Here is a 22,308-nt window from a genome sequence, read left to right on the forward strand (position 1 = left end):
TTACTTAGAAATAAATTAATTCCGTCTACAGAAACTAAAATTCTATTTATATTGCCTTCAATCACCTTCTTAAGTAGTGCTTCCTTACCATCATAAAAAGGAAATACAACCTTATTGGATGGTATGCCCAAATTAACTAACTGAATTGATATATCGTAAAAAAAACTGCTTGCTACTAAAATTTTCTCATAGTTATATTTCTCTATATCTAAAGGAGAAATAATATGCTTGCCCTCAAAAAAAGCACCCTGTTTTCTAGAATCATTGTCAATAAAAGCAATAATATGATATTTTTCCTGTATATTTTTTTTAATGTGGGAATAGTAACTTCCCGTACCAAAAATCAATACGTTTTTTTTCACAAACTCACCCTCCAAATCAATTTCATAACTATATAACTAGACTTGCTCAAAACAAAATACAAAATTTACCATTTATAAAAACAAAGAATTACCTATGCAGCTTGTAACTGTTTTTGCTGCTCGATAGACAAATTTAATCCAGCTTTAGTTTTTTTATCCACCATTGCTGTAATCCATCTAGAAGTGTAGCGTGTCCTGTAATGTAAGGATGTAAAAAGTAGTCGTCTGAAAGCGTTGGTTGTTTATTTAACACCTATCAACTTCTTGCCTTATGAACATGCAGCAGAACGAAGGGACGATTTGTTTGGGTAACCAATCAGGAAGTACACTTGTCAATATAAACAATGACTTCTATGAACTTTGAAGAAGAAATCCACCAGTCCCTTCTTCGCTGCTCATAATGCATGGTCCCCTTAATACGATGAATGTTCCCATGCCCTGCAACGTACACCACTCACGCGAACTGCAAGGTATTGGGAAGTCCTATCAACAGGTATAGGCGAAAGATATGAAAGAATTTCTTCTTTTCGGAAAGCAGGAAAAGAGAGACATAACGGCATTCTTCTGCCCGATACCATCACCCAAATGGAAGCTGCCTATTACACATTCTTGAACGAGGGTTTGCGGAGCATCGTTTTCTTTCCCCTCTGCCAGAAGGAAAGGGACGGAAGAAGCAAACACCCGCCAAAAATCTTTTGGATCCCTTGTCTGCCCATCGTCACGTGCTTGCCTTTCTGCATGATCCTGCGATTCCGTTTGACAACAACTAGGCAGAGCGTGGCATACGAATAGCAAAGTTAAAGCAGAAAATTTCAGGGACATCTCGCAGTAAACATGGCTCGGATGCGTTTTGTGTCATACGTAATTTCATATCGACGGTTAAAAAGCAGGGACGAAGTATTTTATCATCGATGGAAGACACGATACTAGGGCAGAATGTTTCGTTGTTCTCTCGCTAACTACCAGGGGTACTTTCTTTTGAAAACATTATAACAACTTATCCCCCAAGAGCCAATCTCGTAACACTTCTTTCCCAATTGCATCACTTGCTTGTGGAAATATACCATGAACACCTTTCTTATATACTTCAGGATACGTTCGCTCTCCACCAAAAACTGAAGGAATAATATACATTTCTTTTGCTTCAAGTGCCACATGTGCCTCGTCATCTGTCATTAGCTCTTCATATCTCTTCTCACCGGGACGCAGACCAATTGTCCGTATATCCACCGTTGACTGGAGATTATACTTCCTGGTCATCTCCTCAATAATAACTTCTACAAGATCACCCACCTTCACAATCGGCATCTTCAATACGAATACCTCACCACCCTGCGCCAGTTCATTCGCCTTCAGCATTAATGAAATTGCCTGGCTCGGTGTCATCATATATCGGAGCATATTCGGGTCTGTAACCGTTACATACCCCTGCTCAAGTATTTGTTTTTTAAATAACGGAATCACCGAGCCACGCGAACCCATGACATTTCCAAAACGCACAGAAGAAAATATAGTTTTCTTCGTTCCCTTCATATATTCCGCTGCTGAAATCAGTCGCTCAGCCGTTAGCTTCGTAGCCCCGTATGTATTTGTCGGTGAAATTGCCTTGTCTGTACTTGTAAACAAGACTTTTCTTACACCGGCCTGCATCGCTGCCTGAATCACGTTTTGTGTTCCTATCACATTCGTCTGCACAGCTTCAAATGGATTGTATTCACACGCCGGCACATGCTTCATCGCCGCCAGATGAAACACATAATCCACGTCTTCCATCGCCCGGCATACACGGTCATAATCGCGCACATCTCCTATTAAGAAGCGAAGCTGACGGCTGTATTCACGATATTCATTTTGCATTTCATACTGCTTATATTCATCACGGCTAAATATGCGAATAACCTTTGGATTATATGTGAGAAGCTCTCTTACCATTTGCTGACCGATTGTACCTGTCCCGCCAATAACCAAAATTCGTTTTCCTGTATACACACGATCCACCCGATCTCTATATATGTCTATATATGTCTATCTACTCTAATATATCGTCATATTATTAAAGAAACAAAATAGTCTTCGCACCTAAATATTTTATAAAATATTTCCTTTTCTCTCTAACCACATATATTAGCGTTTATAATTACTCAGATAAAACCACTGTATTATCTCTTCTTCTATTCTTCCCATTTCCTTAATGTTGGCGCTGGATCAAGAATCGACTCATACTGCTCTTTCCAGCCATATCTCGCTTCCGGGTCAAGTTGCATATACCGTTCATATTTTTTCTGTCTGTCTTCCGGACTGGCCCAACCGTAATGCTTGAGGCGAATATCCAATCTTCCAGTCGACAATTCCAGAATATTTTCCGGAAACCGCCCACAATGCTGTGCAGTCTCTTTCCACTTATATACAAAATCCGGTTGATAACGAACTAAAAACGGGCGATATGTTTTATGAGCGCACCAATACTCATCATCACGATAATGGTCTTCATCCCACATGTCATATAATGGGAAACAAATCACATCATATTCATGCTGGTTCACAATCATTGGCATCACTTCGCGCAACTTCTTCTCGAACATTTCATCTGCATCCAAATTCAAAATCCAGTCTGGCAACGTCTTAATCGTCTCTTCCCACTGTTGCTTGCGTAGTTCAATCTCATTCGCGAAACGTGATGTTTCATTACGCACAATATGAAGCGGAATGCCAGCCAAAACTTTCTTGCAAATTTCCACACTCTCATCAGTACTGCCGTCATCAATAATAACCGCTTCATCAATATAGTGACGGCACTCTTCCAGTACCCGGCGTAAATAACGATCTGCCTCATTTTTAATAACCATGGAAAGTGTAACTTTATTTGTGGATGTCTTAACTGTATTGCGATATTTATACATTTCTACACCCGCTAAATCGGAATCACGGTATATATGGTATGCCGGATAATACGTATCAACAAATAGCGAAAAGCCAAGCGCGGTCGCACGAACACAGAAGTGACGATCCTCTCCTATCAAGGAAATGTTAGGGATTGTATTGAAGTTTACCCCAGCAAGCAGCGCCCGACGGCTAATTAACGTGCAAGCCCCAAGTCCTCCTACTTCATAAACTCCAGGCTTACGTAATTGCTGTAAAAACTCCATCGTTCTCGCCTGAACATCTTCATCACTTAGCGTCTCATGCGGCGAACGATGATACAGCGTGTACTGATCAGACAGCCAAACTTGCGGAAACTTTCTTTCGCCTTCCTGCCAGCTCGTCCAAAAAATCTCGGAAACAATATCTTTTTCAAGCGAAACTAAATGTTGGAGTGTCGCAGGGTGCAAGACAAGGTCAGAGTCAACGAAAAACAGATAATCATAATTCTCTTCAATCGCTAATGCAATTATTCGATTTTAAATACAGCTACTTTTTCCATTAAGTAATCTGTCCACTGGTGGAAAGCATACTCATCCTGCTTTATTCCGTTATCGATCATAACTTTACTATTACGATGATAAAATTCTTGTAACATACGACTTGATTCTTCATTTGCATTATCATCAACAAAAGCATAATCTACTTCCAAAGTATCTACTTTTAACGTTTTCAATGAACGAAGAAATTCGCTTAAAATCTCAGGTTTTTGATGAACCGGACTCCCTATCAGCACTCGTTTTTTCATTGTCATTTTATCGACTTCCTTTCCATGAAATTTATTTCCTTACTAACTATTCTTCACCGTCATACCGATAACCTTACTGACCTGTTTTCCTAATTAAAATTAAGGAGGTGCAAAGAAATGAACAACCAAATCTCCACAGTATTCGAAATAGACGATGCAAAAAAAATGGAGAGAATATGCATCGAAGCTATTAAAACATCACCCTGGTACGCCGATGCATGGCTTGCGCTGGGTAGATCTCTACATTTGCAAGGATACGGAGAGCAGGCCAAACAAGCGCTCCGCCGCGCTTGCCTTCTGGCTCCAAGAGCTGCATGGATACATGACATTCAAAAATTGCTTCCTACTATTCCGGACGGTCAAAGAAGACCTTATTTGGATAAGCTATTCTCAGTTAAAAATGTATCCGTTTCGGCTGCTCTTATTGTTAAAAATGAAATTCGCTGCATTGCGCGCTGCCTGAATAGTATCGTCAATGCGGTAGACGAAATTGTCATTGTCGATACAGGTTCAACAGATGGAACCGTAGAATATATCAAAACCTTCCAACAACAATATCCGCAAACCAAGCTTATACATTTTGCCTGGTGCGATGATTTTGCGGCAGCGCGCAATGCCGCTTTCCCTTATATCACCAGCGAGTGGGTACTCTGGGTGGATGCCGATGAATATCTTTCAGTAGAAGAAGCTCCCTCTATTAAAGAAGCGGCTGGACTGTTTGATACATTTCCAGAACCGGTAATTCTAACACTAGGGAACGTGAATCATACTACAACAGTATCGGGGAAAAATTCAATGCCCCTTCTTATATTATCGGACGACTGTTTTCTTTAAAATATCCCTTTACATTTTACGGGATGATTCACGAAGAGGTTATTTTAGCAGGGGAAAATAAAAAAACACCTCAATACTTTCCCGTCTACATTCATCTCTATCACGATGGGTATGATTCTCACCAGGTACCGTATCAGGAGAAGCTTTTACGTAATATTCGATTGTTGAGAAAAATGAGTGAACAAAATCCGAGCGATCCGAAATGGTTGTATTACCTCGGGCGCGAGCTTTGCTCTTATGGTGAAGTACAACAGGCAAGAGAAGTTCTGGAAAATGCTGAAAAGCATGCGCTATTAACTAGACACGGACGCACATTATCTATTCAATCGCTTCTGTACTCTATCTATTCACAACAGCAAGATACTTATGAACAAGCAGAAGCTGTATGTAATCGTATGCTAGAAGTAGAACCATCTTTTCCAGACGCTTATTACTATCTGGCTCGAATCCAATCATTACGTGCCATTCAACTTTTACAGGCTGCCCGAAAAAATGTCATACAGGCAGAAGAAAGTTTCGAACGCTATCGTGGGTGGACAGAAGCAAACAAGGACATCTATCATTGGAAAAACCATCTGCTATATGCTGATATTATGAAAATGTGCGGCAATCTAGCGGATGCTCAAACAATCTATACAGAATTACTATCGGTTTGTCCTGACCAGGAAAAAAACGATATCCACAAAAGCCTTGCATTCATTCAATCTCAAAAACAGCAATTGCAAAAATAAAGGAACCTTCTACCAAGGTTCCTTTATTTCTATCATTTTGTATCTATTTATATATTTACATACATACGAATCGTCTCTGCCAAAGACAAATGCTGGCACCCCTCAATGAAGGCACCACCTTCCGTAGCATTAATAAATGTAACGTTCGGCTCCCGCTTTATGCGTTGCTCAATCCAATATTTATAACCTAATAGACCTATGCTTGTAGGCAACATCTCTCCATGCTGACCTTTTATCCATTTCATCGTTGGGTTGATTTTTACTTCAGGCGATTCCCCGTACATGCTGCCATCCGCATGATGTTCATTATTTGTAAACGCCAAATCCTGGCCCACAAAAATAATCGGATTGCCTCCCATCCGCAATGCGATGTCCAGCACAGCCGTTGCCACAGAGCCACCGGTTTCAATTATTTCATCTTCATTCTGCACATGCGCTTTCGTATTCGATGCGACAAAGTGCGGTCCCCGATAAGCAGCTACTGTCTTCGCACTTGCGGTATCCAAATATACGAGAGGAATTCCAAGATTTTCATATCCTTCAATCTGTTTAATTGTCGTCTCATGAATCGGATCAATAATGCAAAATAAATCAGGTATAACCCCTTCTCGCACGAGCGGTTTCAATGCCGACCCGGCAGCAAACAACAATGCCTTCCCTTTGCATCCGGCCAGCAAGCGCTTATTCTTGTTAAGCGAAGGCCCGGAAGAAATGACAAAAATCGGACGATTCGGATATGAACCGAACAATTCTTTAATCCCCGGATCGTGACGCTTTCGATTTGCTTCATAATTTCCCGTTAGTAAAGGCGCATGCTTCTCAACCTGGCGCAACCGCTTATCCCAATTCTCCAATAAGAAACGAAAATATTCATGTTTTTGCGGAATCGCACGGGCAGCCGGTCCGTAAATCAGAAATTGATTCGGCTTTGCCAGAAGCAAGCTTAACGCTTGCGCAATAGCCCGCTGATCATCAGACACAAAGAGCGACACCTGCTTATGCGTAAGAACATCCTGCAGGTCCCTCTCATGCAGGGCAAGCATAAAAAGTGAGACATTCAACTCAAATAGATATAATTTTTGTTCGGGGTGTATTCGCCGTAACATTTCCTCTACGTGATAACCAAACCCAAACCCATACATAATTACATGTTTTAGGATCGTTGTGTCTATCTTCGATTCTACGAATGTGCTTGCTTCCTGTAATGGATTATACTTACTATGCAGGAAATAGTTTTCTATTTTTACAGTAACATGACCGCTTTTCGTAGGCACAATCTCATACTGTGCTATATCCGCGTCACACTTTCCGCTGATGTTCTCGTACACTTGCGAATGATACCGCTTGAGAATCTCAATATTTTTTGCAAAATACGACATATTTACGCCTCAAACGTCACCAGAATTTTTTCTTTCCAGGCTTGCAAAACAGGAGAAACTTCATATTCAAATAAATCTGCCAGCAATACGTAATCTTGATTTTCAAAGGCTGATACAATCTCCGTTAAAAAATCATTAAGAACAAAAACCTCCACTTTCTCGACCTGCACATCCGCCGTCAATGTCATCGCCTGCATTAACTGTTCCAAATCGTCAATAATCGGAATTATTTTTTGACTTCCTTCTGCTTCTTTGCCACCGTGATACAGGGTGACGGCTTGTTCGATTCTACTAACCAGGCTATCAATCATCTCGCATGATGTTTCCAGCAACTCTAGCTTTTGTTTATTCTGTTCCATACGCATTCTCCTCCAATGCCCTCTGTAAAAGGATAATATATTCGTGAATTTCTTCATATTGCCGCAACAGTTCTATGACAAACAGCTTTTTTTTCTCCTGCTCATCTATAATATGTGCCGTAGTATGATGAACATTACGGGTTGAAGCTTCTACCATCCATTGAACATGCGGTACAATCATGTTATGATATAGTTCATTTTTATCTATTTCTTCTGTGAGCGCAGCCACCCTGGCAAACCCGGCGGAAAAATCAGGAGACACAGGTAGCAAGCGCTGAAGCTCGCGAATTCGCCTTGCTGAAAGGGAAACCAGGATATCTGCTTCTCTTTGCAACTCTTCCCATAGAGAGTGCAAAGGCACCGCGTCACACTCATCCCAACCTGAAACCGCTTTATGTATCCATTCACGAATCGGGTATGATTGCATACCAAATTGTTCCAGCGCCTGCGCTAGCGGAATATTCGGGATACCTGTTAACGGTATTCCTCCCTCTGTACAATTATATACAGGAATGTTTGGCTTTTCATACTTCATGTATATCTCAAAAAAGTTTTTCATCGCAATAAATGCCCGCGATGTATAGACAGGTGCACCGTATATATCACGTGTCAATGTATAGCCTTTCAATTGCTCCTCTCTCAGAGCATGAGCAGAGGAGTCATGTACTGCTCCAGCAGCATGATAACGATTGTCGGTATACGCTAAATCTTGTCCCACAAGCAAAACCGCTGACGCGCGCAGTCCCCGAATCGCAAAATCAAATGCTACGTTGGCCACAGATGGACCATCCACAATCTCCAGATAGTCCATGTTTAATCGGCTGCAAATATACCCTATTATACTGTCTTCTTTTAGCTTTACCCACGCTTTCTGTCCCGAATAACCGGCAACTGCATCCGGATGCAGTGAATGGGTATACACTAATAAAGGGGATGTATCAGAAAAATTCACAAAAACATTTTTCTCACTTTCCGCACTATCAAGCGCCATAATGATATGCGGACGAATCTGATGTTTTTCAAGAATGTTGATCGCTGAACCTACTCCAATGATTAGCGCTTTATCTTCAGCTTGCTTTAACAGATGAATATTTTTAGTCAGTGATGGGCCTGCAGCAGCAATGATTACAGGAAGTCCCTTTAACTTCTCCTTTATCAAATGCGCAGAAGGGTGCTGCGAAAGATATCCGGCATTTTTTATAGTCGTCACAAGCCATGTTCTTGCAAAATAAGCATAGGTCGCTTCCTGTACTTGCAACTCTGCCAGCTTATCCGCAATTCTCGCTTGCAACTCTCCAACAATGTCGGGATAAAGACGCTGATAAACAGGTGGACTTGCAATACACAATTGTGAAAATGTTAGCTTGTTTTGTATCATATACTCCGCCAATATGTGTGCTGTAACATAACTTTCCTGCCCAACAAGAAATACGAAGCGTTCGTTCTGCAAATAAACGGATAAATCCCGGCATTCTGTCGCTTTACGAAACATCGCCATATCAGGCTCAATAATAATAATCGTTTGATTAGAATAACGCCGGGCCAGCCATGACAAACTGTAGCCAAGACCCATCCCTATGATGACAAGCACTTCCACTTCCTGCGGAAGCAGGTGCACCCATTGCTCTGCTTCGTGTTCCGGTTGATACCGGCTATGCACATACATTTCCTGTCCGTTATGTAATGCAACGACTGTATCCATTCCGTTTTTCGTTTTTTCAACACGAAGGGCTATTGAATCAGATAATTCCTGCTGTAGTCGATTATACAGATCAGGATATTGTTGTTGGAGCGCAAGCTGATTCTTCTGCTTCATACTTATCCCCTTCCTCGCAGTTTTATCAGCTTATTTATACGCAAAAAGGCCGACAAAGTGTCGACCCTTTTGCGTTTTATCAAATAAACGGATATTTCGATTAGCCCAGCAGACGAAGAACAGATTGCGGAGCCTGGTTTGCCTGAGCCAGCATTGCTTGAGATGCTTGAGAAAGGATGTTGGACTTGGTGTAGTTCATCATCTCTTTCGCCATGTCTACATCGCGTACACGAGACTCAGCAGCTTGCAGGTTCTCTGCCGCGTTGTCAAGGTTTGAGATTGTGTGCTCTAAGCGGTTTTGGTATGCACCCAGTTTAGAACGCTCTTGTGATACCGTTTTGATTGCATTGTTAAATGCATCAATAGCGACACGAGCTTTAGAAGCAGTTGTAATATCAACAGAGTACATAGTTTTGCTACCGTTAGCAAATGTAGTATTTTGTGGGGTAACTAGAGTGCCCGAAGCACCAGTTACTTGTTTTACATCCGCAGAAGCATCTCCACCAATTCCCAGACCAGAAGCTGTCATGCTTTCAATTTTCAAGTTGATACGAAGACTTTCTTCGTTGTTTGCACCGATTTGGAAAGCCAGACCGGAACTGTCGTTTACTGTTTTTGTGTCGCCATTAAGAAGTTTCTTTTCATTGAATGCTGTAGATTTACCGATACGGTCAATCTCAACAGTCAGCTGGTTAATCTCATCTTGCAGTGCCTTACGGTCCGTTGTGTTGTTCGTGTCGTTCGCAGACTGAACAGCCAGCTCACGCATACGTTGCAGAATGCTGTGCGTTTCATTCAGCGCACCTTCCGCTGTTTGAATCATGGAGATAGCGTCTTGCGAGTTGCGGGAAGCCTGTTGCAAGCCTTTGATTTGCGCGCGCATTTTCTCGGAGATGGAAAGACCTGCAGCGTCGTCACCAGCGCGGTTGATGCGGAAGCCGGAAGACAGCTTCTCAATGGACTTACCGGTGTTGAAGTTGTTGATGCCGAACTGACGATGAGCGTTCATCGCGTTCAAATTGTGGTTGATAATCATGATATGTTCCTCCTTGAAATTTGTCTGCTAACGTCCCTGTCAGCAGATAATTATGTTGGGATTTCTCCCTCACTATTTTTATCGGAACGAACTCATCATGCTTTAGATTAATTCTCGCTTTTTTCTTTATTTTTTTTTAGGGAAAGAGCTGCCGAGTTCTTTTAATTGTAACAAGTTCATAGAAAGCTGCTGTGCTGCCGCCTGGCGGTTCTCTTCCTGAATTGCATCATAAATCTCCTGGCGGTATACACTAACATGCTGTGGCGCCTCAATTCCGATTTTTACCTGATCACCCTGCACGCTGATGACTTTAACCTGGATGCCTTCGCTGATGACAATCGCTTCGCCTACTTTTCTGCGCAGTACAAGCATATTTATTTGCCCACCTTTTCATCTGCTGCTTCTGCAAACAGCTTCGTTCGAATCGAATAGGCTTCATTCTCTAATGCAAGCTGCATACCAAGGCGCTCACGCACATTCAGCACGATCGGAGCGGACAGATTGGTCGTTGAATCGGTCAGCGGTTCACGCAGAACTACAATTGTGTAACAGAGCACATCTTCCTGACTTTCAATTTTTAATTGCTCCAGGGCAAACGCAGGAAGTTTGCATTCGTAGTCAGCATACCTTGTAAATGGATCTATCAAAAAGAAGCATGTATCTTCTTGAATGGCATGCATCACGGTAAACGGACTATCTTCAATTTTACGGAAAATAAACTCATGTAAATGCGGAAAGCCAGGGATTCCATCTGCAAACGTATATACTTCCCCGGCTTCATACGCTATAGTTCCCAATAAGCTGGATTCCAGCGTAAGTGGCATAAGCGGTAACACTCCTTGTCTTCTATTTCATTACATCTATTGTACCACCGCTTACCTCAATATTTAATTGATTCTTTCTTTGTGTATAATAAGAGATTTTTCCTCTCTCATAATGATGCTGAAAAGGACTATAATGAACACCCATCAAGATTTGACCCCTGGTCCATTGGATATCTAATTCGCCTGGAACAATTTCGTAGCGTAATGAGAAATTCCCCGGCACGTTACGGTATATAAACTGGTGGTCCGGCAAAAGCTTCTTTCCTTTTGCCAGGTTGGCTATCGTGTTCCCTTTGTTTTCAATAGCTCCTAATTGTTCACCTTCAGCCACAGTATCTGCGATGTACCTCATGACCTGTTGTTTTCCATAGGCAGCAAATTCGGCGTTACGCCGAAAAATATGTTTCATATCCATATCGGCCCGGCATTCGGTCTGGTCAATGAGCACAAGCGGATTTGTGCGGTGCACCCTCATCTCCGCAGGTTGCTGCTCAATCTCTATCGATGTGTGAGCGGGCTCAAACGAGTAGCTCGCCTTCTGTACTTCCCAGCCAAGCCTGTAAGACGTTTGATGGATTTGGAGGTATGATTCGTTCATCGCCTGACCTCCCTATCGCAGAAAATCGAGAAGCGTAGGTTGGATGATACGCGAACCGGCAGCTAAAGCGGCTCTGTGTATGTTTTCGTTATTCTGCAAATCCATAATGACTTGAGCCAAATCAGCGTCTTCGTTATCTGACAGCATTTTTTCATTCCCGTAGTTTTGTGTGTCGAGCCTGTTTTGAATAAGCTCAATACGGTTTACGCGTGCGCCAATGCTTGCTTGCTCAGTCAAAAAGTTCTCAATATGTCCCTGGATAACTTTCAGGTCATTACGAATGTTTGCATCATCGTTCGCCTCGAGGTGCGCAATCGCATCCTTTAGCGCTTTAAATACTGTAGTAGAATCGCTCGTGTCACCATCATTATTCGGATCATCATTAATAAAAATTTTGCTTGCATCCACATTGATTGGAATCTTGATGCCTGTCGATACCTCAAGCTGTATCTCCGCAAAACTTAAATCACTTGCAGGTTTTAAATCCTGACTCGCTTCATCGTACGGTGGAATACTGGTCTTCTCCCCATTGAAAATATACTTGCCTACATACGTGGTATTCGCCACGGCTCCCAATTGATCGCGAAGCTTCTTAATCTCATCGGCAATCTTCTCCCGCTCGCCTTCGCTGTTCGTATCGTTTGCCGCCTGAGTCAGAAGCTCTTTTACACGTGTTAAAATATTTACGCCTTCACTAACCGATGATTCTGACTGGGTTAGCCAGTTAATCGCTTCATCCGTATTTTCGCGAAACTGCTTATTCTCCGCAATGTTTATTCTGTATAACATACTGCGTATAGCCGCTACTGGATCATCGGACGGACGATTCACTTTACGTCCGGTAGACAACATTTCCTGATAACGTTCCATTCTTACTAAGCTTTTATTTAAATTGTGAAGCATTTTATTATTCAACATGTTTTGAGTGACACGAGCAAACGTCATTTTATCTCACTCCCCTATCTGCCAACCAGGCCCATGCCGTTGATGATTTTATCAAGCATTTCATCTACCGCTGTGATAGTTCGTGCCGCCGCATTATAGGCATGTTGGAATTTAATCATATTGCTCATCTCTTCATCCAGTGAAACCCCAGATACAGATTGCCGTTGTGCGTCCACACTTCCTAAAAGAATATTCGAACTATCACGCAGCCGCTGCGTTTCTTCTGTTTGAATCCCTAGTGTAGCAACTACCTGACGAAAAAACTGATCAAAGGATGAATTTTCCGTCTTATTCGTACCTGACGCATTTACCGGAAAACCATCATTTGTTCCCACTTGATTCCATGTTATACCTGATGTTGTTCCATCATTATATGGCTTAGTTTTTAATTCATAAATCTTTAAGGCATTCTCATTATTTCCTGTTCCCTCGGCTCCGGCGACTGCAGCCGCAAGGTCATCCGGCTTTAAGCTATCCAAGACTTTCATATTCTTGGCGCCTGTAGTAGCTGGATCAAAAAAATCACCTGCATTGTTCAATCCATTTGTTCCTGAAGGATCAAGTTTTTGACCTTGTTTGTGTATATCATTTACAGCTTTTACAATATGTGCTGCCAACGCATCAAGGCGATTCATATAGTTCTGAATGGTAATATCACGGGAAATAACAAGCCCTTTCATTTCTCCGCCAGTAAACCATCTGTCCTCTCCGTTAATTTCGGTGGCTGTAGCAGCACCTGGAGGTTTAACAGTCACATTTTTCCCTGCCATTTCGACTACAGCATACTCTTTATCCTTAACTAGAGAGAGAGTACCAAGAGTTCCACCTGCATTCTCTATTTTCATGTCCACATTAACCATGCCGTCCGTACTCTGAGTGACATCAATCTCAACCAACTTGGACAATTTATCAAGCAATAAATCTCTCTGATCGTATAAATCGTTCGGCGTATAGCCATGTGGAACCACATCGGCAATTTGTTTATTTAAGTCCGCGATCTGTTTAACATAAGACTGAATATCGTTCGCCCTGGTTTCTACCTGCATATTAAAATCGTTTTGAAGCATTTCCAACTCTTGATACGTAAAATTAAACATTTGTGTCATTGTTTTTGCTTTTTCAATAACGACTTCACGAACTGATGGATCTTCGGGCCGCTCTGATAGTTTCTGCCACGAATTCCAGAACTCATTCATTACATATTGGAATCCTTTATCCTGTGGCTCGTTTAAAATAATCTCTATCTTTTCAAGCGCATCTGCCTGTGCCGTATACTGACCTACCTTCTTATACTCACCGCGATATTGCAAATCTAAAAAGCGCTCGCGCAAACGCTGAATCGAATCCGCGATAACTCCCGTCCCCATCTGGCCGGCCTGCCGGTCGTTGGTCAGGCTCGGATACGGATACGGCGTTGTCGCTTCCATATTTACGCGCTGGCGCGTATACCCTTCCGTATTGGCGTTTGCAATATTATGGCCGGTCGTGTGCAGCGCCGCCTGCTGGGCATACAGCGCGCGCTTGGCAATCTCCAGCCCTGAAAATGCTGATGGCATACGAATCTCCCTCTTCCCTTCTATACTCCCTGCCTATTTAAACGGCATGACTTCTTCCTGCCTTTACGCTTTGCTGTCAAAAAATCCCCCGGAATGCTTCGTGTACGGATTCGGACGCGTCGCTTTCGAATTCTGATACACAGGTTCCTCGGGCGGAGCTGTCATCTCTTCCAGTGTAAAATTCACAAAGGACAGCGACTGTTCGATCAGCTTCTGGTTCAATTCATTGAGCCCCTGAAGCTCTTTAATCACATCGCCAAGCTGCTTCTGACAGCGAGACAATTCGCGCTTAATCTCGGGGGAACCCGCGATTTCGATCAAGTCGCTCAAATAAAATGTCTCCCTGCGTATTCCCCGCCGCATTAAATAGAGCGAGATATGCTTCTCTCGCTCTAGTTCAAGGGATTGGATGGTGTTGATGCAGCGAGATTCAAATTGCAGGATGCGGGCCAGTTCATCGATGTCGCCTTTGATCAGCGTGTCTTTCTTGTGCCTGGCCAGCTTCAGCATCCGCTCATGCTCGGTAATCAGCCGTTCCAGAATCTCAATTACGGTATATAAATCGTTCATAATGTGTCACCATCCGGTATATCTATTTCTGTCTACAGACCTTTGCGCAGCAATGCTTCGGCAATCACCTTCGCATCCACATGATACGTTCCGTTCTGCACCTGCTCTTTCAACTCCGCGATGCGCTCGGCACGCTCGGCCGCAGTATCCTGCGATTTCTGCAGTTCCAGTGCTTCCGTTGAAATCTCCAGTTGATCACGGCCTTTGCCTTTGGCTCTGGCCTCTTCCTGCTTCATCTCCTGCTGGCGGTACGGGTTGATAGGCTGGATATGATTCGGTCTTTCGATTCTCATTGTGTGTCACCCCGGCTTTCTTTACAATTTGCACAGATACCACTATTCTTTCCTCATCCTTCATCGGTTTACACCGTATGGGTTATATTACCTCCGGCTTTATGTCGGCGTAAGAAAAACTCGCGGGCTTATGCCGCTCGTCCTTTTTTCCATACAGAAGACAAACGGTCGCTTTGTGGCCCTTCGGTTAAAAAGAAAAGCCGACTACTTGTTATTAAAGTAATCGGCATTCTTCATAAAAAGTTTACTATTTTTTTCTTTACTCATTATGGCCGCTTCGGTATAATGCCGACTGCTCACGCTTCCGCCGTTCCGCTTCCTCCTGCCGCTTTTGCTCGTCTTCCTTCATATAACTGGCAATCTTCTTCAAGTTGCCGGCGCATTTCTCGCAAATCGAACCGCTCCGTATCGGCCCGCCGCAGCTGCGGCACGGATAGCTCATGTTCGGATTGTTCTCGATGCTCAGACGCCCTTCAAGAATAAACATGGTAATCTGATTGATCGATACTCCGGTGGCCTCGCTTAAGTCATGGACGTTGCAGCTCCGGTTCTCTTTCTTCCGCATAAACTTATAGACCTTCTCATACTCCTGGTCGATTTCTTTCACACAACTCGGACAGACGTTTTGCCGTACTTTTCGAAATAAACGCCCGCAGCGCGGACAGTTAGATACATCAAATGACAATAGGTCCCTCTCCCCTCGTTCTGAAACGAATCGCATGCATCTATTGTACCGCACACAAGAGAGTATTTGGGACCTATTTTTCAAATGACCGGGTCATATTTACCAGTCACAATAAACAATTGGACTTACTTCGCTGCCGTTTCTTTCGCCGCAGCGATGGCTTTCTCGTAATCCGGATGGTTTGTCGCCTCGGATACGTATTCTACATACGTTACTTTGTTGTCTTTATCCAATACGAAGATGGCACGGGCCAGCAGACGAAGTTCTTTGATGGCTACGCCAAACGCTTCGCCAAAAGAAAGATCGCGGTGGTCAGACAGCATCTTCACGTTCTCGATGCCTTCCGCACCGCACCAGCGTGCCTGCGCAAACGGCAGGTCCACACTGACCGTCAGAACTTCTACCCCTTCAAGTCCGGCCGCTTCTTCGTTAAAACGGCGGGTCTGCGCTTCGCATACCCCCGTATCAATAGAAGGAATGACGCTGATTAAGCGTACTTTTCCTTGTCCGTCATTTAGTGTGTACGGTTTTAAGCCTTGCGCCAGTACGGTAAAGTCACGCGCCGTATCCCCCACTTTTACTTCTTCACCAATAAGTGTTACCGGATTTCCTTTGAATGTGATTGCTCCTTCGCGTTCTACTGCCATAATGCTTCCCTCCAATTTTAAAAGTGGGTGTTTTCTCTGTTACCATTCTAGTTGAGATTTCCGTAAATTACAACATCTACATGTTGTTAATCTAAAGAGGAAATTAAGATGCAGGGAAGAAAAAGGGGGGTTACCTTTTTCTACATTGAAATCATTTTCTCATTCTTTTCTCTCATTTCCTTCGTAAATATATTCCATTATTTTTCGCTATCATGCAACATATATACTATATTTAATGTTACAAATGTTATATAATATTAGACAAATAATTACATTTTCATAGCCAAGCAGGTATTATTACCTAAGTATAGTTGTTATAAGAAATGTTTAAGAAACATTCATAACGCAAGGAGAGACAGGGTTGGAATTCACTGCTTATTACCTTATAAACTTCTTTTCGAATCGCCTGCTTAATGTTTTGTCTGAAATGGTGCTTTTTCTCTTTTTGTTTGTGTGGTTCTCTCATATCAATCCGGCCATCAAAAACAAAATGAGCGTCAACGTTACCTATCCGCTATCTATGATTATACTTCTCTACTACGGTCCACTAGAAAGCATCGTATTAAGTTTCACAGGAACATTCCTTGGCTGTCTTTTCTTTCGGCAACCCATCATACGGCGGGAAGGCCGACGGCAGCTGGCCTCACTGCTTATCTCAACTTGCGTTTATATCGCATGTGGTCCACTCTATGCATGGAAGCTGGAGATATTCCCTCTATTGCTCATACTGAGTGCGTATCAACTCACTTATTTTATCCTTGAAGTTCAAGGCAAAGCCAGGAATACAGGACTTTCCATGGCGGAATACACAGGAAAAATCCAGGTCAGCGAGTGGTTCATGTATGCGTATGTTTTCTTCAGTACGGCGGTGCTTGTTCTGCTGTTCGCACACCACCCGTTTATAACTACGTTTGCGATTATCGGAAAAAGCATTTGTTCGCAGCACTTCATGAAGAACTTTTATATACTTCAAGAAAAAAGCCGACTGCGCGATCTGCGGATTCAAGAGGCGATGAACAAGGACCTTGAATTCGCGCGACAGGTTCAGTTCCAGCTGCTGAAGCCGACTCCGCGCATAATTGAAGGGTGGCGAATCGATGCCGATTATTGTCCTGCAAAACAAGTCAGCGGCGATTATTATGACATCGCCTATACTAACAACAAAAAAATTCGCCTGTTAATCGCCGATGTGATGGGTAAAGGGCTGGCTGCCTCTCTGCTGATGACGACACTATCGGCCATTACAAGAGAAAGGATGACAAGGTCCCTGTCACCGAAGGACCTGCTCAGCTTCATCAATACACAGCTTTATGAGAATCTAAAAGCATCCACCGCCTTCATTACCATACTGTGTGTCGACGTCGATCCTGTGAGCGGAGCGATTACTTATTGCAGTGCAGGCCATCATCCCCCGCTCATTCGAAGTGCGGACGGAACGGTTCGGACGCTGACACTCGGGAAGAATGCCAGTGTGGGCATGCTGCCGAATCCGCAATTCAACGAAGGCACAGACCAAATCAACAAAGAAGATTATCTCCTTCTGTATACGGACGGTGCTATCGAAATTCGCAACCAAAAACCAAGCTGGGGACGGTCAGCATTGCAGCAATACCTCTCCGATTGGCCCGCATCCAGACCGGTATATCAGCTATCCAAACAGCTTATCTCAGACTTGACGGACAAGAATGAACACGGATTGCATGACGATATTACCCTTCTCTCTATGTCATTCGCAGAAACGGGGATGAGACATCACGAGAAATCTCAGAAGAAAGGCGGGACAGTGCATGCAGCTTTGTAACCAATGCCCAACAAATATCAACTGCCAGACCTGCTTGGAGTTCTTCGAAGGCGGGACACTGAAAAAGAAAGTTTTCCCTCCCCTGCCTGTCAGCTTACGTGATGAAGGCGGAAATTCATACAGCGGAAAACTTATCGGGATTAGCCCGGTCGGCATGCTGATTGAAACCAATGCCCCCGTTCAGAATTATCTAGTAGAGATCAAAAACAAAATAAAAGCGCGCGTCACCCCTATTCATAAAAAAGAAATACAGAACCTGATCCCTTTCGATATCGTTGAAATTCTGCGTAAAGGAACAAGAGACAGCCGACTATCCAAGAAAGAATACGATGCTATCTCTACCGACAAAAAGCAGCTTGTTCATGAACTAACGGAAAAACTCAATGCGGATATTAGACAGCAAATCCGCGATGAACTTTATATCGAATTGGCGAAATCCGAACTGCTGGATCGTATGACCGTTGGGAACAGCTACATTTACGACCGCGGAAAAATTAGACTGTTAAGCGGAAACAGCTTTTCCTTTATTCAGGAAAAAGACTTGCTGCCATTAATGAGAGAAGCATTGAGGAACCAGAGGCCGGCCCGCAGCGTTCTCATTGACGAAGAAAGCCGCACCTATGTAGATGTTCATGCGCTTCCTTTCGATTTATATCGGGGCGGTTTTATTACTCTCGACATCTCCGACATTGTAATGAAGGAAAAACAGTTGCTTCAGGAACAGTGGGAAAACTATAAAGATATTATTCTCTCATTAACGAAAGGAAAAATCCATCTTCTAAATCAGGCAGAGATGAAAACGCTGCTGGATTCATACAAAAGGCAATCATACCTTGATGTTGATGACGCCAAACAGCTCGCTCCTATGCGCAGCATGATTAAAGAAGAGGTCACGATCCACGGCATTAAGGCGTTCTCACCTACGCTGGCCGCAAACGAAGCAGCCACCAACGCCTTGCGGCACGCGCAAGCATGCCGCATCGAATGCTGGCACAATGACACGTCCGTACTTATTACCATCACTGACCAGGGAACAGGAATCCAGATGAAAGATTTACCGAAAGCAGCGCTCGTAGACGGTTTCTCTACCCAGCAGTCCCTGGGCAAAGGATTTCATGTAATGGCGCAATCGTCCGACAAACTGTACGTAAAAAGCGATTCTACCGGAACGGTCATCGGATTGCTGTTCAACAAACCTGATACACCGTAGAAAAGGAGGACCGAAACATGGAACATATCGCTATCGGAAAAACGGTAGAAGATGCGGTTGCCCAGGCACTGCAGGAAAAAGGCTGGGATTATGCAGAAATTGATATCGAGGTCCTTGACCATGGCAAAAGGGGATTCCTAAAAAAACGGCCGGCTATCGTGCGCCTGACCCGCAAAGAAATTTCTGACCGCAAGACACTGGAGGAGAATGTGCTGCATTTTCTGGAACAAATCCAGAAAGAGGAAGAGAGCAGAGAAGACACGGTGCTCGTAGAAATCTCGTCTGAACCGGAACCGGATGTTTCTTCTTACTATTGGGAAGGGGATACGCTCATACTGCCGAAAGACGCTTTCCAAAAGCCGCTCTATCTTCACCCGCCACGCTTCACGATTCTCTACCAGAACGGCATAGCGGTAAACGAACCTTTTCTTCTTGACCCTGCCGTTTCTATAGTCCGTACTGTACCGGGAGAACAGTTGGAAGATTGGAGCGAGATTTACGTTTCTGAAGATGAGATGGAAGTATCCATCCGTTTAAAAGAAGAAGCGGCCTACGAATGCATACCTGTCATACTTCATTATTCAGACAGAGCGGAACTTCACTTTGATGAAATCGAGAAAAAAACGATTCCTTTTTCAAGCGGGGACGTATACGAACATTTGCAACGCAGAGGCATCGTCTATGGCATTAACTTTGATGGAATAGCCTCCTGGGTGGACGGAAAACAAAGCCGAACGCTGCCTATGATCATTGCAGCGGGCAAGCCAAAGCAAGACGGGGAAGATACACAATTCCTTCCCCTCTATGGTAAATCAGACAAACGAATGGAGGAGACGACGGAGACGATTGACTGGTTTGCGCTGCAGGACGTCGGAAGCGTGAAAGCCGGTGAAAAAATCCTGGAAATCGTGCCGCCAACCGAAGGACGCAACGGCTTCACGGTATACGGCACGCCGATTCTTGCCGAGCCAGGCAAACCTCTTCCGCTGGCCTTAGGCCCGGGAACAAGGAAAACAGACAGCGGAAGATATGTAGTTGCCGCGTTTGACGGACGCCCGGAATATAAGAACAAACAAATCCGTGTCTACCCCGTCTATATTCATCCGGGGGATCTAACATTAAAAACAGGGAGCATTAAATTTAACGGAGACGTAATTATCAAGGGAAATGTAACGGACGGCCTCGGCGTGAAAGCTACCGGCAACGTGCTTGTACACGGTTCGGTTACATACGGAAGGATTATCGCAGACGGCGATATCCATGTACAGCAGAATGTCATCGGCAGTCATCTGGTAGCTGGAGGAAATACGGCGTTCTACCAAACGCTGGCCTATCGTCTTGAAGATATCCTGTCCGGCCTGCAGTATATCTGCCAGGCATATGCCCAGCTCTCCCGCTCCGCTGCCTTCTCGACAAACGATCTTCGGAACACGGGGTTAGGACGACTGGTTAAGCTACTGGTGGAGACCAAGCTGCAAAACTTTGAGAGCAACATCCTTTCCCTCTGCTCTTTTTATGCAGAACAGCCAGGCGAGAAGCCAAGAGAGGCTACGGCGTGGCTGGAGCGTATTCGCCAGCTTTTTATCGGATTGGGTCCGTTTCAGATTCAATCCATCCATCCGATCGAAGAACTGCACGCAAGCGGGACAACCTTAATGCAGACGTTCCGGCAGTATGCAGCCAAGTCCTCTCACATTGTGTCGAATTATGTTCACCACTCGACGCTGCAGGCCAGTGGTAAAATAACAATCATAGGGCTTGGCGCCTACAACTCGAACTTGTTTGCCGGCGATGATATTACCGTCATCGGAAAAAACGGAATTGTGCGCGGAGGAAAACTGGAAGCCGGAAATAAAATTACGGTGCAGGAGCTGGGAGGAGTCGCTGAAGTAAAAACGCTGGCCTGCGTCCAGCGCCAGGAAGGCGAAATTCTTGCAGATACAGTCTATCCGGGTGTCACCATCCAAATAAAGCAGATGCGTCATGAAGTAAAGAAAGCCGGTCGCCTGGCACAATTTAAAATCAACCATAAAACCGGAAAATTAGATACATTCATGCTAAAACAAGGAGAGGAAACGCAATGGAAATAAAGCTGGAGACAACTATGGGCATCCATATTATGCATTTTGATGGAGAGCTTGATATGGGGACGACGGACAGGCTGGAGAAAGCAATGGAGGAAATCCTGTCCGCCGAATTCCTGAAAGGCGTGATTCTTAATTTTACGCATTTGTCTTTCGTAGATTCAACCGGGGTCGGAAAATTGCTCAATTTTTTCCATAAATTAATGAATCGCGATCTCCCTTTCTACCTCGTTGGCCTGACGCCCGACGTAGAAGACGTATTCGACATTCTCGGTTTGCCGCTTGTAATCGGTCAAGAACGTTTCCGATATCAACTTGAAGAAGCGGTAGCTACCATTCTGGCTGCTTAAAAGCCCGGACACTTGAGAAAACCTGTCCGTTTGCAGCAGCTAGATACACCTGATAAAGGGAACGCCGTCCTTCGCAATGAAGGGCGGCGTATTTTATTGGCTGGCTTAGCCAAGTCTGTTTTTCAAGCGATGAATTTGTTCACGGTTTTCATGCGCCGTATCAATCGCGTAGCGCACTTCTTCGCGCAGGTGACCGATTTCACGCAGGATGAGATTATCACTCTCAAGATTTTTGACCTGTGCGTCGCTAATCAGACGCTTTATCTCATCAAATTTACTGTGCACGATGCTAAACTCTTGAGCTACATTATCAAATTTTTTATATACAGTACCAAATTCTTGATTTATTGTATCAAACTTGCCATGCACAGTACTAAACTCTTGATTTATTGTATCAAACTTGCCATGCACAGTACTAAACTCTTGATTTATCGCATCAAACTTGCCATGCACAACACGAAACTCTTGATTTACATCATCAAAACGCTTATCAATTTCTATAAACTTCTCATCGATCGTATTAAACCGCTGCTCCACTACTTCAAACCTTCGATCGATCGT

At 43.8% G+C, this 22,308-nt stretch carries 24 protein-coding genes; 6 read left to right on the plus strand and 18 right to left on the minus strand.

Translation table 11 applies throughout. From position 1 onward, the window contains the following. The 4 genes from ADA01nite_RS12360 to ADA01nite_RS22950 all read right to left on the minus strand — a co-directional run. Positions 1-362, minus strand: a 362-nt coding sequence (locus ADA01nite_RS12360; RefSeq protein ID WP_218029558.1) for a nucleoside-diphosphate sugar epimerase/dehydratase, incomplete at its 3' end; no start/stop codon positions are given. Positions 363-1,349: 987 nt separating this feature from the next. Beyond that, positions 1,350-2,294: a polysaccharide biosynthesis protein gene (locus ADA01nite_RS12365; RefSeq protein WP_246147324.1), complete on the minus strand. Its 945-nt coding sequence runs from the start codon at positions 2,292-2,294 to the stop codon at positions 1,350-1,352. Positions 2,295-2,533: 239 nt separating this feature from the next. Continuing rightward, positions 2,534-3,691 (minus strand): glycosyltransferase, encoded by a 1,158-nt coding sequence (locus tag ADA01nite_RS12370; RefSeq protein ID WP_307724487.1) that lies wholly within the window; start codon positions 3,689-3,691, stop codon positions 2,534-2,536. Positions 3,692-3,750: 59 nt separating this feature from the next. Continuing rightward, the gene (locus ADA01nite_RS22950; protein WP_307724488.1) at positions 3,751-4,035 is read right to left on the minus strand and encodes a hypothetical protein; all 285 of its coding nucleotides are present in this window, start codon (positions 4,033-4,035) and stop codon (positions 3,751-3,753) included. Positions 4,036-4,146: 111 nt separating this feature from the next. On the opposite strand from ADA01nite_RS22950, the gene ADA01nite_RS12375 reads away from it, so the two are divergent. Both ADA01nite_RS12375 and ADA01nite_RS12380 read left to right on the plus strand, forming a co-directional pair. Then, the gene (locus ADA01nite_RS12375; RefSeq protein ID WP_246147323.1) at positions 4,147-4,863 is read left to right on the plus strand and encodes a glycosyltransferase family 2 protein; all 717 of its coding nucleotides are present in this window, start codon (positions 4,147-4,149) and stop codon (positions 4,861-4,863) included. Positions 4,864-4,886: 23 nt separating this feature from the next. Continuing rightward, positions 4,887-5,594, plus strand: a complete 708-nt coding sequence (locus ADA01nite_RS12380) for a tetratricopeptide repeat protein (protein ID WP_146810290.1) — start codon at positions 4,887-4,889, stop codon at positions 5,592-5,594. A gap of 47 nt (positions 5,595-5,641) precedes the next feature. Here the strand turns inward: ADA01nite_RS12380 and ADA01nite_RS12385 are convergent, their stop codons facing one another. The 13 genes from ADA01nite_RS12385 to tpx all read right to left on the minus strand — a co-directional run bounded on the left by ADA01nite_RS12385 (position 5,642) and on the right by tpx (position 16,302). After that, positions 5,642-6,973: a motility associated factor glycosyltransferase family protein gene (locus tag ADA01nite_RS12385; protein WP_146810292.1), complete on the minus strand. Its 1,332-nt coding sequence runs from the start codon at positions 6,971-6,973 to the stop codon at positions 5,642-5,644. A gap of 2 nt (positions 6,974-6,975) precedes the next feature. Then, positions 6,976-7,332, minus strand: a complete 357-nt coding sequence (locus ADA01nite_RS12390) for a DUF8042 domain-containing protein (RefSeq protein WP_146810294.1) — start codon at positions 7,330-7,332, stop codon at positions 6,976-6,978. Further along, positions 7,319-9,148: a motility associated factor glycosyltransferase family protein gene (locus ADA01nite_RS12395; protein ID WP_146810296.1), complete on the minus strand. Its 1,830-nt coding sequence runs from the start codon at positions 9,146-9,148 to the stop codon at positions 7,319-7,321. Before ADA01nite_RS12395 ends, ADA01nite_RS12390 begins: the two co-directional genes overlap by 14 nt. Positions 9,149-9,248: 100 nt before the next feature. Then, positions 9,249-10,184: a flagellin N-terminal helical domain-containing protein gene (locus ADA01nite_RS12400; RefSeq protein ID WP_146810298.1), complete on the minus strand. Its 936-nt coding sequence runs from the start codon at positions 10,182-10,184 to the stop codon at positions 9,249-9,251. A gap of 126 nt (positions 10,185-10,310) precedes the next feature. Then, on the minus strand, positions 10,311-10,556 hold the full coding sequence (gene csrA, locus ADA01nite_RS12405; RefSeq protein WP_146810300.1) for a carbon storage regulator CsrA: 246 nt from the start codon (positions 10,554-10,556) through the stop codon (positions 10,311-10,313). Positions 10,557-10,558: 2 nt separating this feature from the next. Then, entirely contained in the window at positions 10,559-11,008 is a 450-nt protein-coding gene (gene fliW / locus ADA01nite_RS12410) for a flagellar assembly protein FliW (protein ID WP_146810302.1), read from the minus strand. Between the two features lie 22 nt (positions 11,009-11,030). After that, positions 11,031-11,606 carry a DUF6470 family protein gene (locus ADA01nite_RS12415; RefSeq protein WP_146810304.1) on the minus strand — a complete coding sequence of 192 codons (576 nt, stop codon included), beginning with the start codon at positions 11,604-11,606 and terminating at the stop codon, positions 11,031-11,033. A 12-nt stretch (positions 11,607-11,618) separates the two neighbouring features. Next, positions 11,619-12,551 carry a flagellar hook-associated protein FlgL gene (flgL, locus tag ADA01nite_RS12420; RefSeq protein WP_146810306.1) on the minus strand — a complete coding sequence of 311 codons (933 nt, stop codon included), beginning with the start codon at positions 12,549-12,551 and terminating at the stop codon, positions 11,619-11,621. A gap of 14 nt (positions 12,552-12,565) precedes the next feature. Continuing rightward, a complete protein-coding gene (gene flgK / locus ADA01nite_RS12425) occupies positions 12,566-14,107 on the minus strand; it encodes a flagellar hook-associated protein FlgK (protein ID WP_146810309.1) in 1,542 nt (513 codons plus the stop codon). A gap of 63 nt (positions 14,108-14,170) precedes the next feature. Further along, positions 14,171-14,677 carry a flagellar protein FlgN gene (locus ADA01nite_RS12430; protein WP_146810311.1) on the minus strand — a complete coding sequence of 169 codons (507 nt, stop codon included), beginning with the start codon at positions 14,675-14,677 and terminating at the stop codon, positions 14,171-14,173. A gap of 32 nt (positions 14,678-14,709) precedes the next feature. After that, positions 14,710-14,970 carry a flagellar biosynthesis anti-sigma factor FlgM gene (gene flgM, locus ADA01nite_RS12435; protein ID WP_146810313.1) on the minus strand — a complete coding sequence of 87 codons (261 nt, stop codon included), beginning with the start codon at positions 14,968-14,970 and terminating at the stop codon, positions 14,710-14,712. Between the two features lie 259 nt (positions 14,971-15,229). Beyond that, entirely contained in the window at positions 15,230-15,655 is a 426-nt protein-coding gene (locus ADA01nite_RS12440; protein ID WP_146810315.1) for a TIGR03826 family flagellar region protein, read from the minus strand. Positions 15,656-15,780: 125 nt separating this feature from the next. Continuing rightward, positions 15,781-16,302 carry a thiol peroxidase gene (gene tpx / locus ADA01nite_RS12445; RefSeq protein ID WP_146810317.1) on the minus strand — a complete coding sequence of 174 codons (522 nt, stop codon included), beginning with the start codon at positions 16,300-16,302 and terminating at the stop codon, positions 15,781-15,783. A gap of 361 nt (positions 16,303-16,663) precedes the next feature. Here tpx and ADA01nite_RS12450 point away from each other — a divergent pair, with 361 nt between their 5' ends. The 4 genes from ADA01nite_RS12450 to ADA01nite_RS12465 are packed head-to-tail and all read left to right on the plus strand — an operon-like array spanning position 16,664 to position 21,747. Continuing rightward, positions 16,664-18,103 (plus strand): PP2C family protein-serine/threonine phosphatase, encoded by a 1,440-nt coding sequence (locus ADA01nite_RS12450; protein ID WP_146810318.1) that lies wholly within the window; start codon positions 16,664-16,666, stop codon positions 18,101-18,103. Further along, on the plus strand, positions 18,090-19,313 hold the full coding sequence (locus ADA01nite_RS12455; RefSeq protein WP_146810320.1) for an ATP-binding protein: 1,224 nt from the start codon (positions 18,090-18,092) through the stop codon (positions 19,311-19,313). The genes ADA01nite_RS12450 and ADA01nite_RS12455 overlap by 14 nt, the downstream gene beginning before the upstream one ends. 17 nt (positions 19,314-19,330) lie before the next feature. After that, positions 19,331-21,403 carry a FapA family protein gene (locus ADA01nite_RS12460; RefSeq protein ID WP_146810321.1) on the plus strand — a complete coding sequence of 691 codons (2,073 nt, stop codon included), beginning with the start codon at positions 19,331-19,333 and terminating at the stop codon, positions 21,401-21,403. Continuing rightward, positions 21,394-21,747, plus strand: coding sequence for an STAS domain-containing protein (locus ADA01nite_RS12465; RefSeq protein ID WP_146810324.1), 354 nt, complete (start codon positions 21,394-21,396; stop codon positions 21,745-21,747). Before ADA01nite_RS12460 ends, ADA01nite_RS12465 begins: the two co-directional genes overlap by 10 nt. Before the next feature lie 105 nt (positions 21,748-21,852). Here the strand turns inward: ADA01nite_RS12465 and ADA01nite_RS12470 are convergent. After that, positions 21,853-22,308: hypothetical protein (locus ADA01nite_RS12470; protein WP_218029559.1), on the minus strand; the 456-nt coding region annotated here is incomplete at its 5' end.

Source organism: Aneurinibacillus danicus (genome assembly GCF_007991215.1).
GTDB classification, from domain to species: domain Bacteria; phylum Bacillota; class Bacilli; order Aneurinibacillales; family Aneurinibacillaceae; genus Aneurinibacillus; species Aneurinibacillus danicus.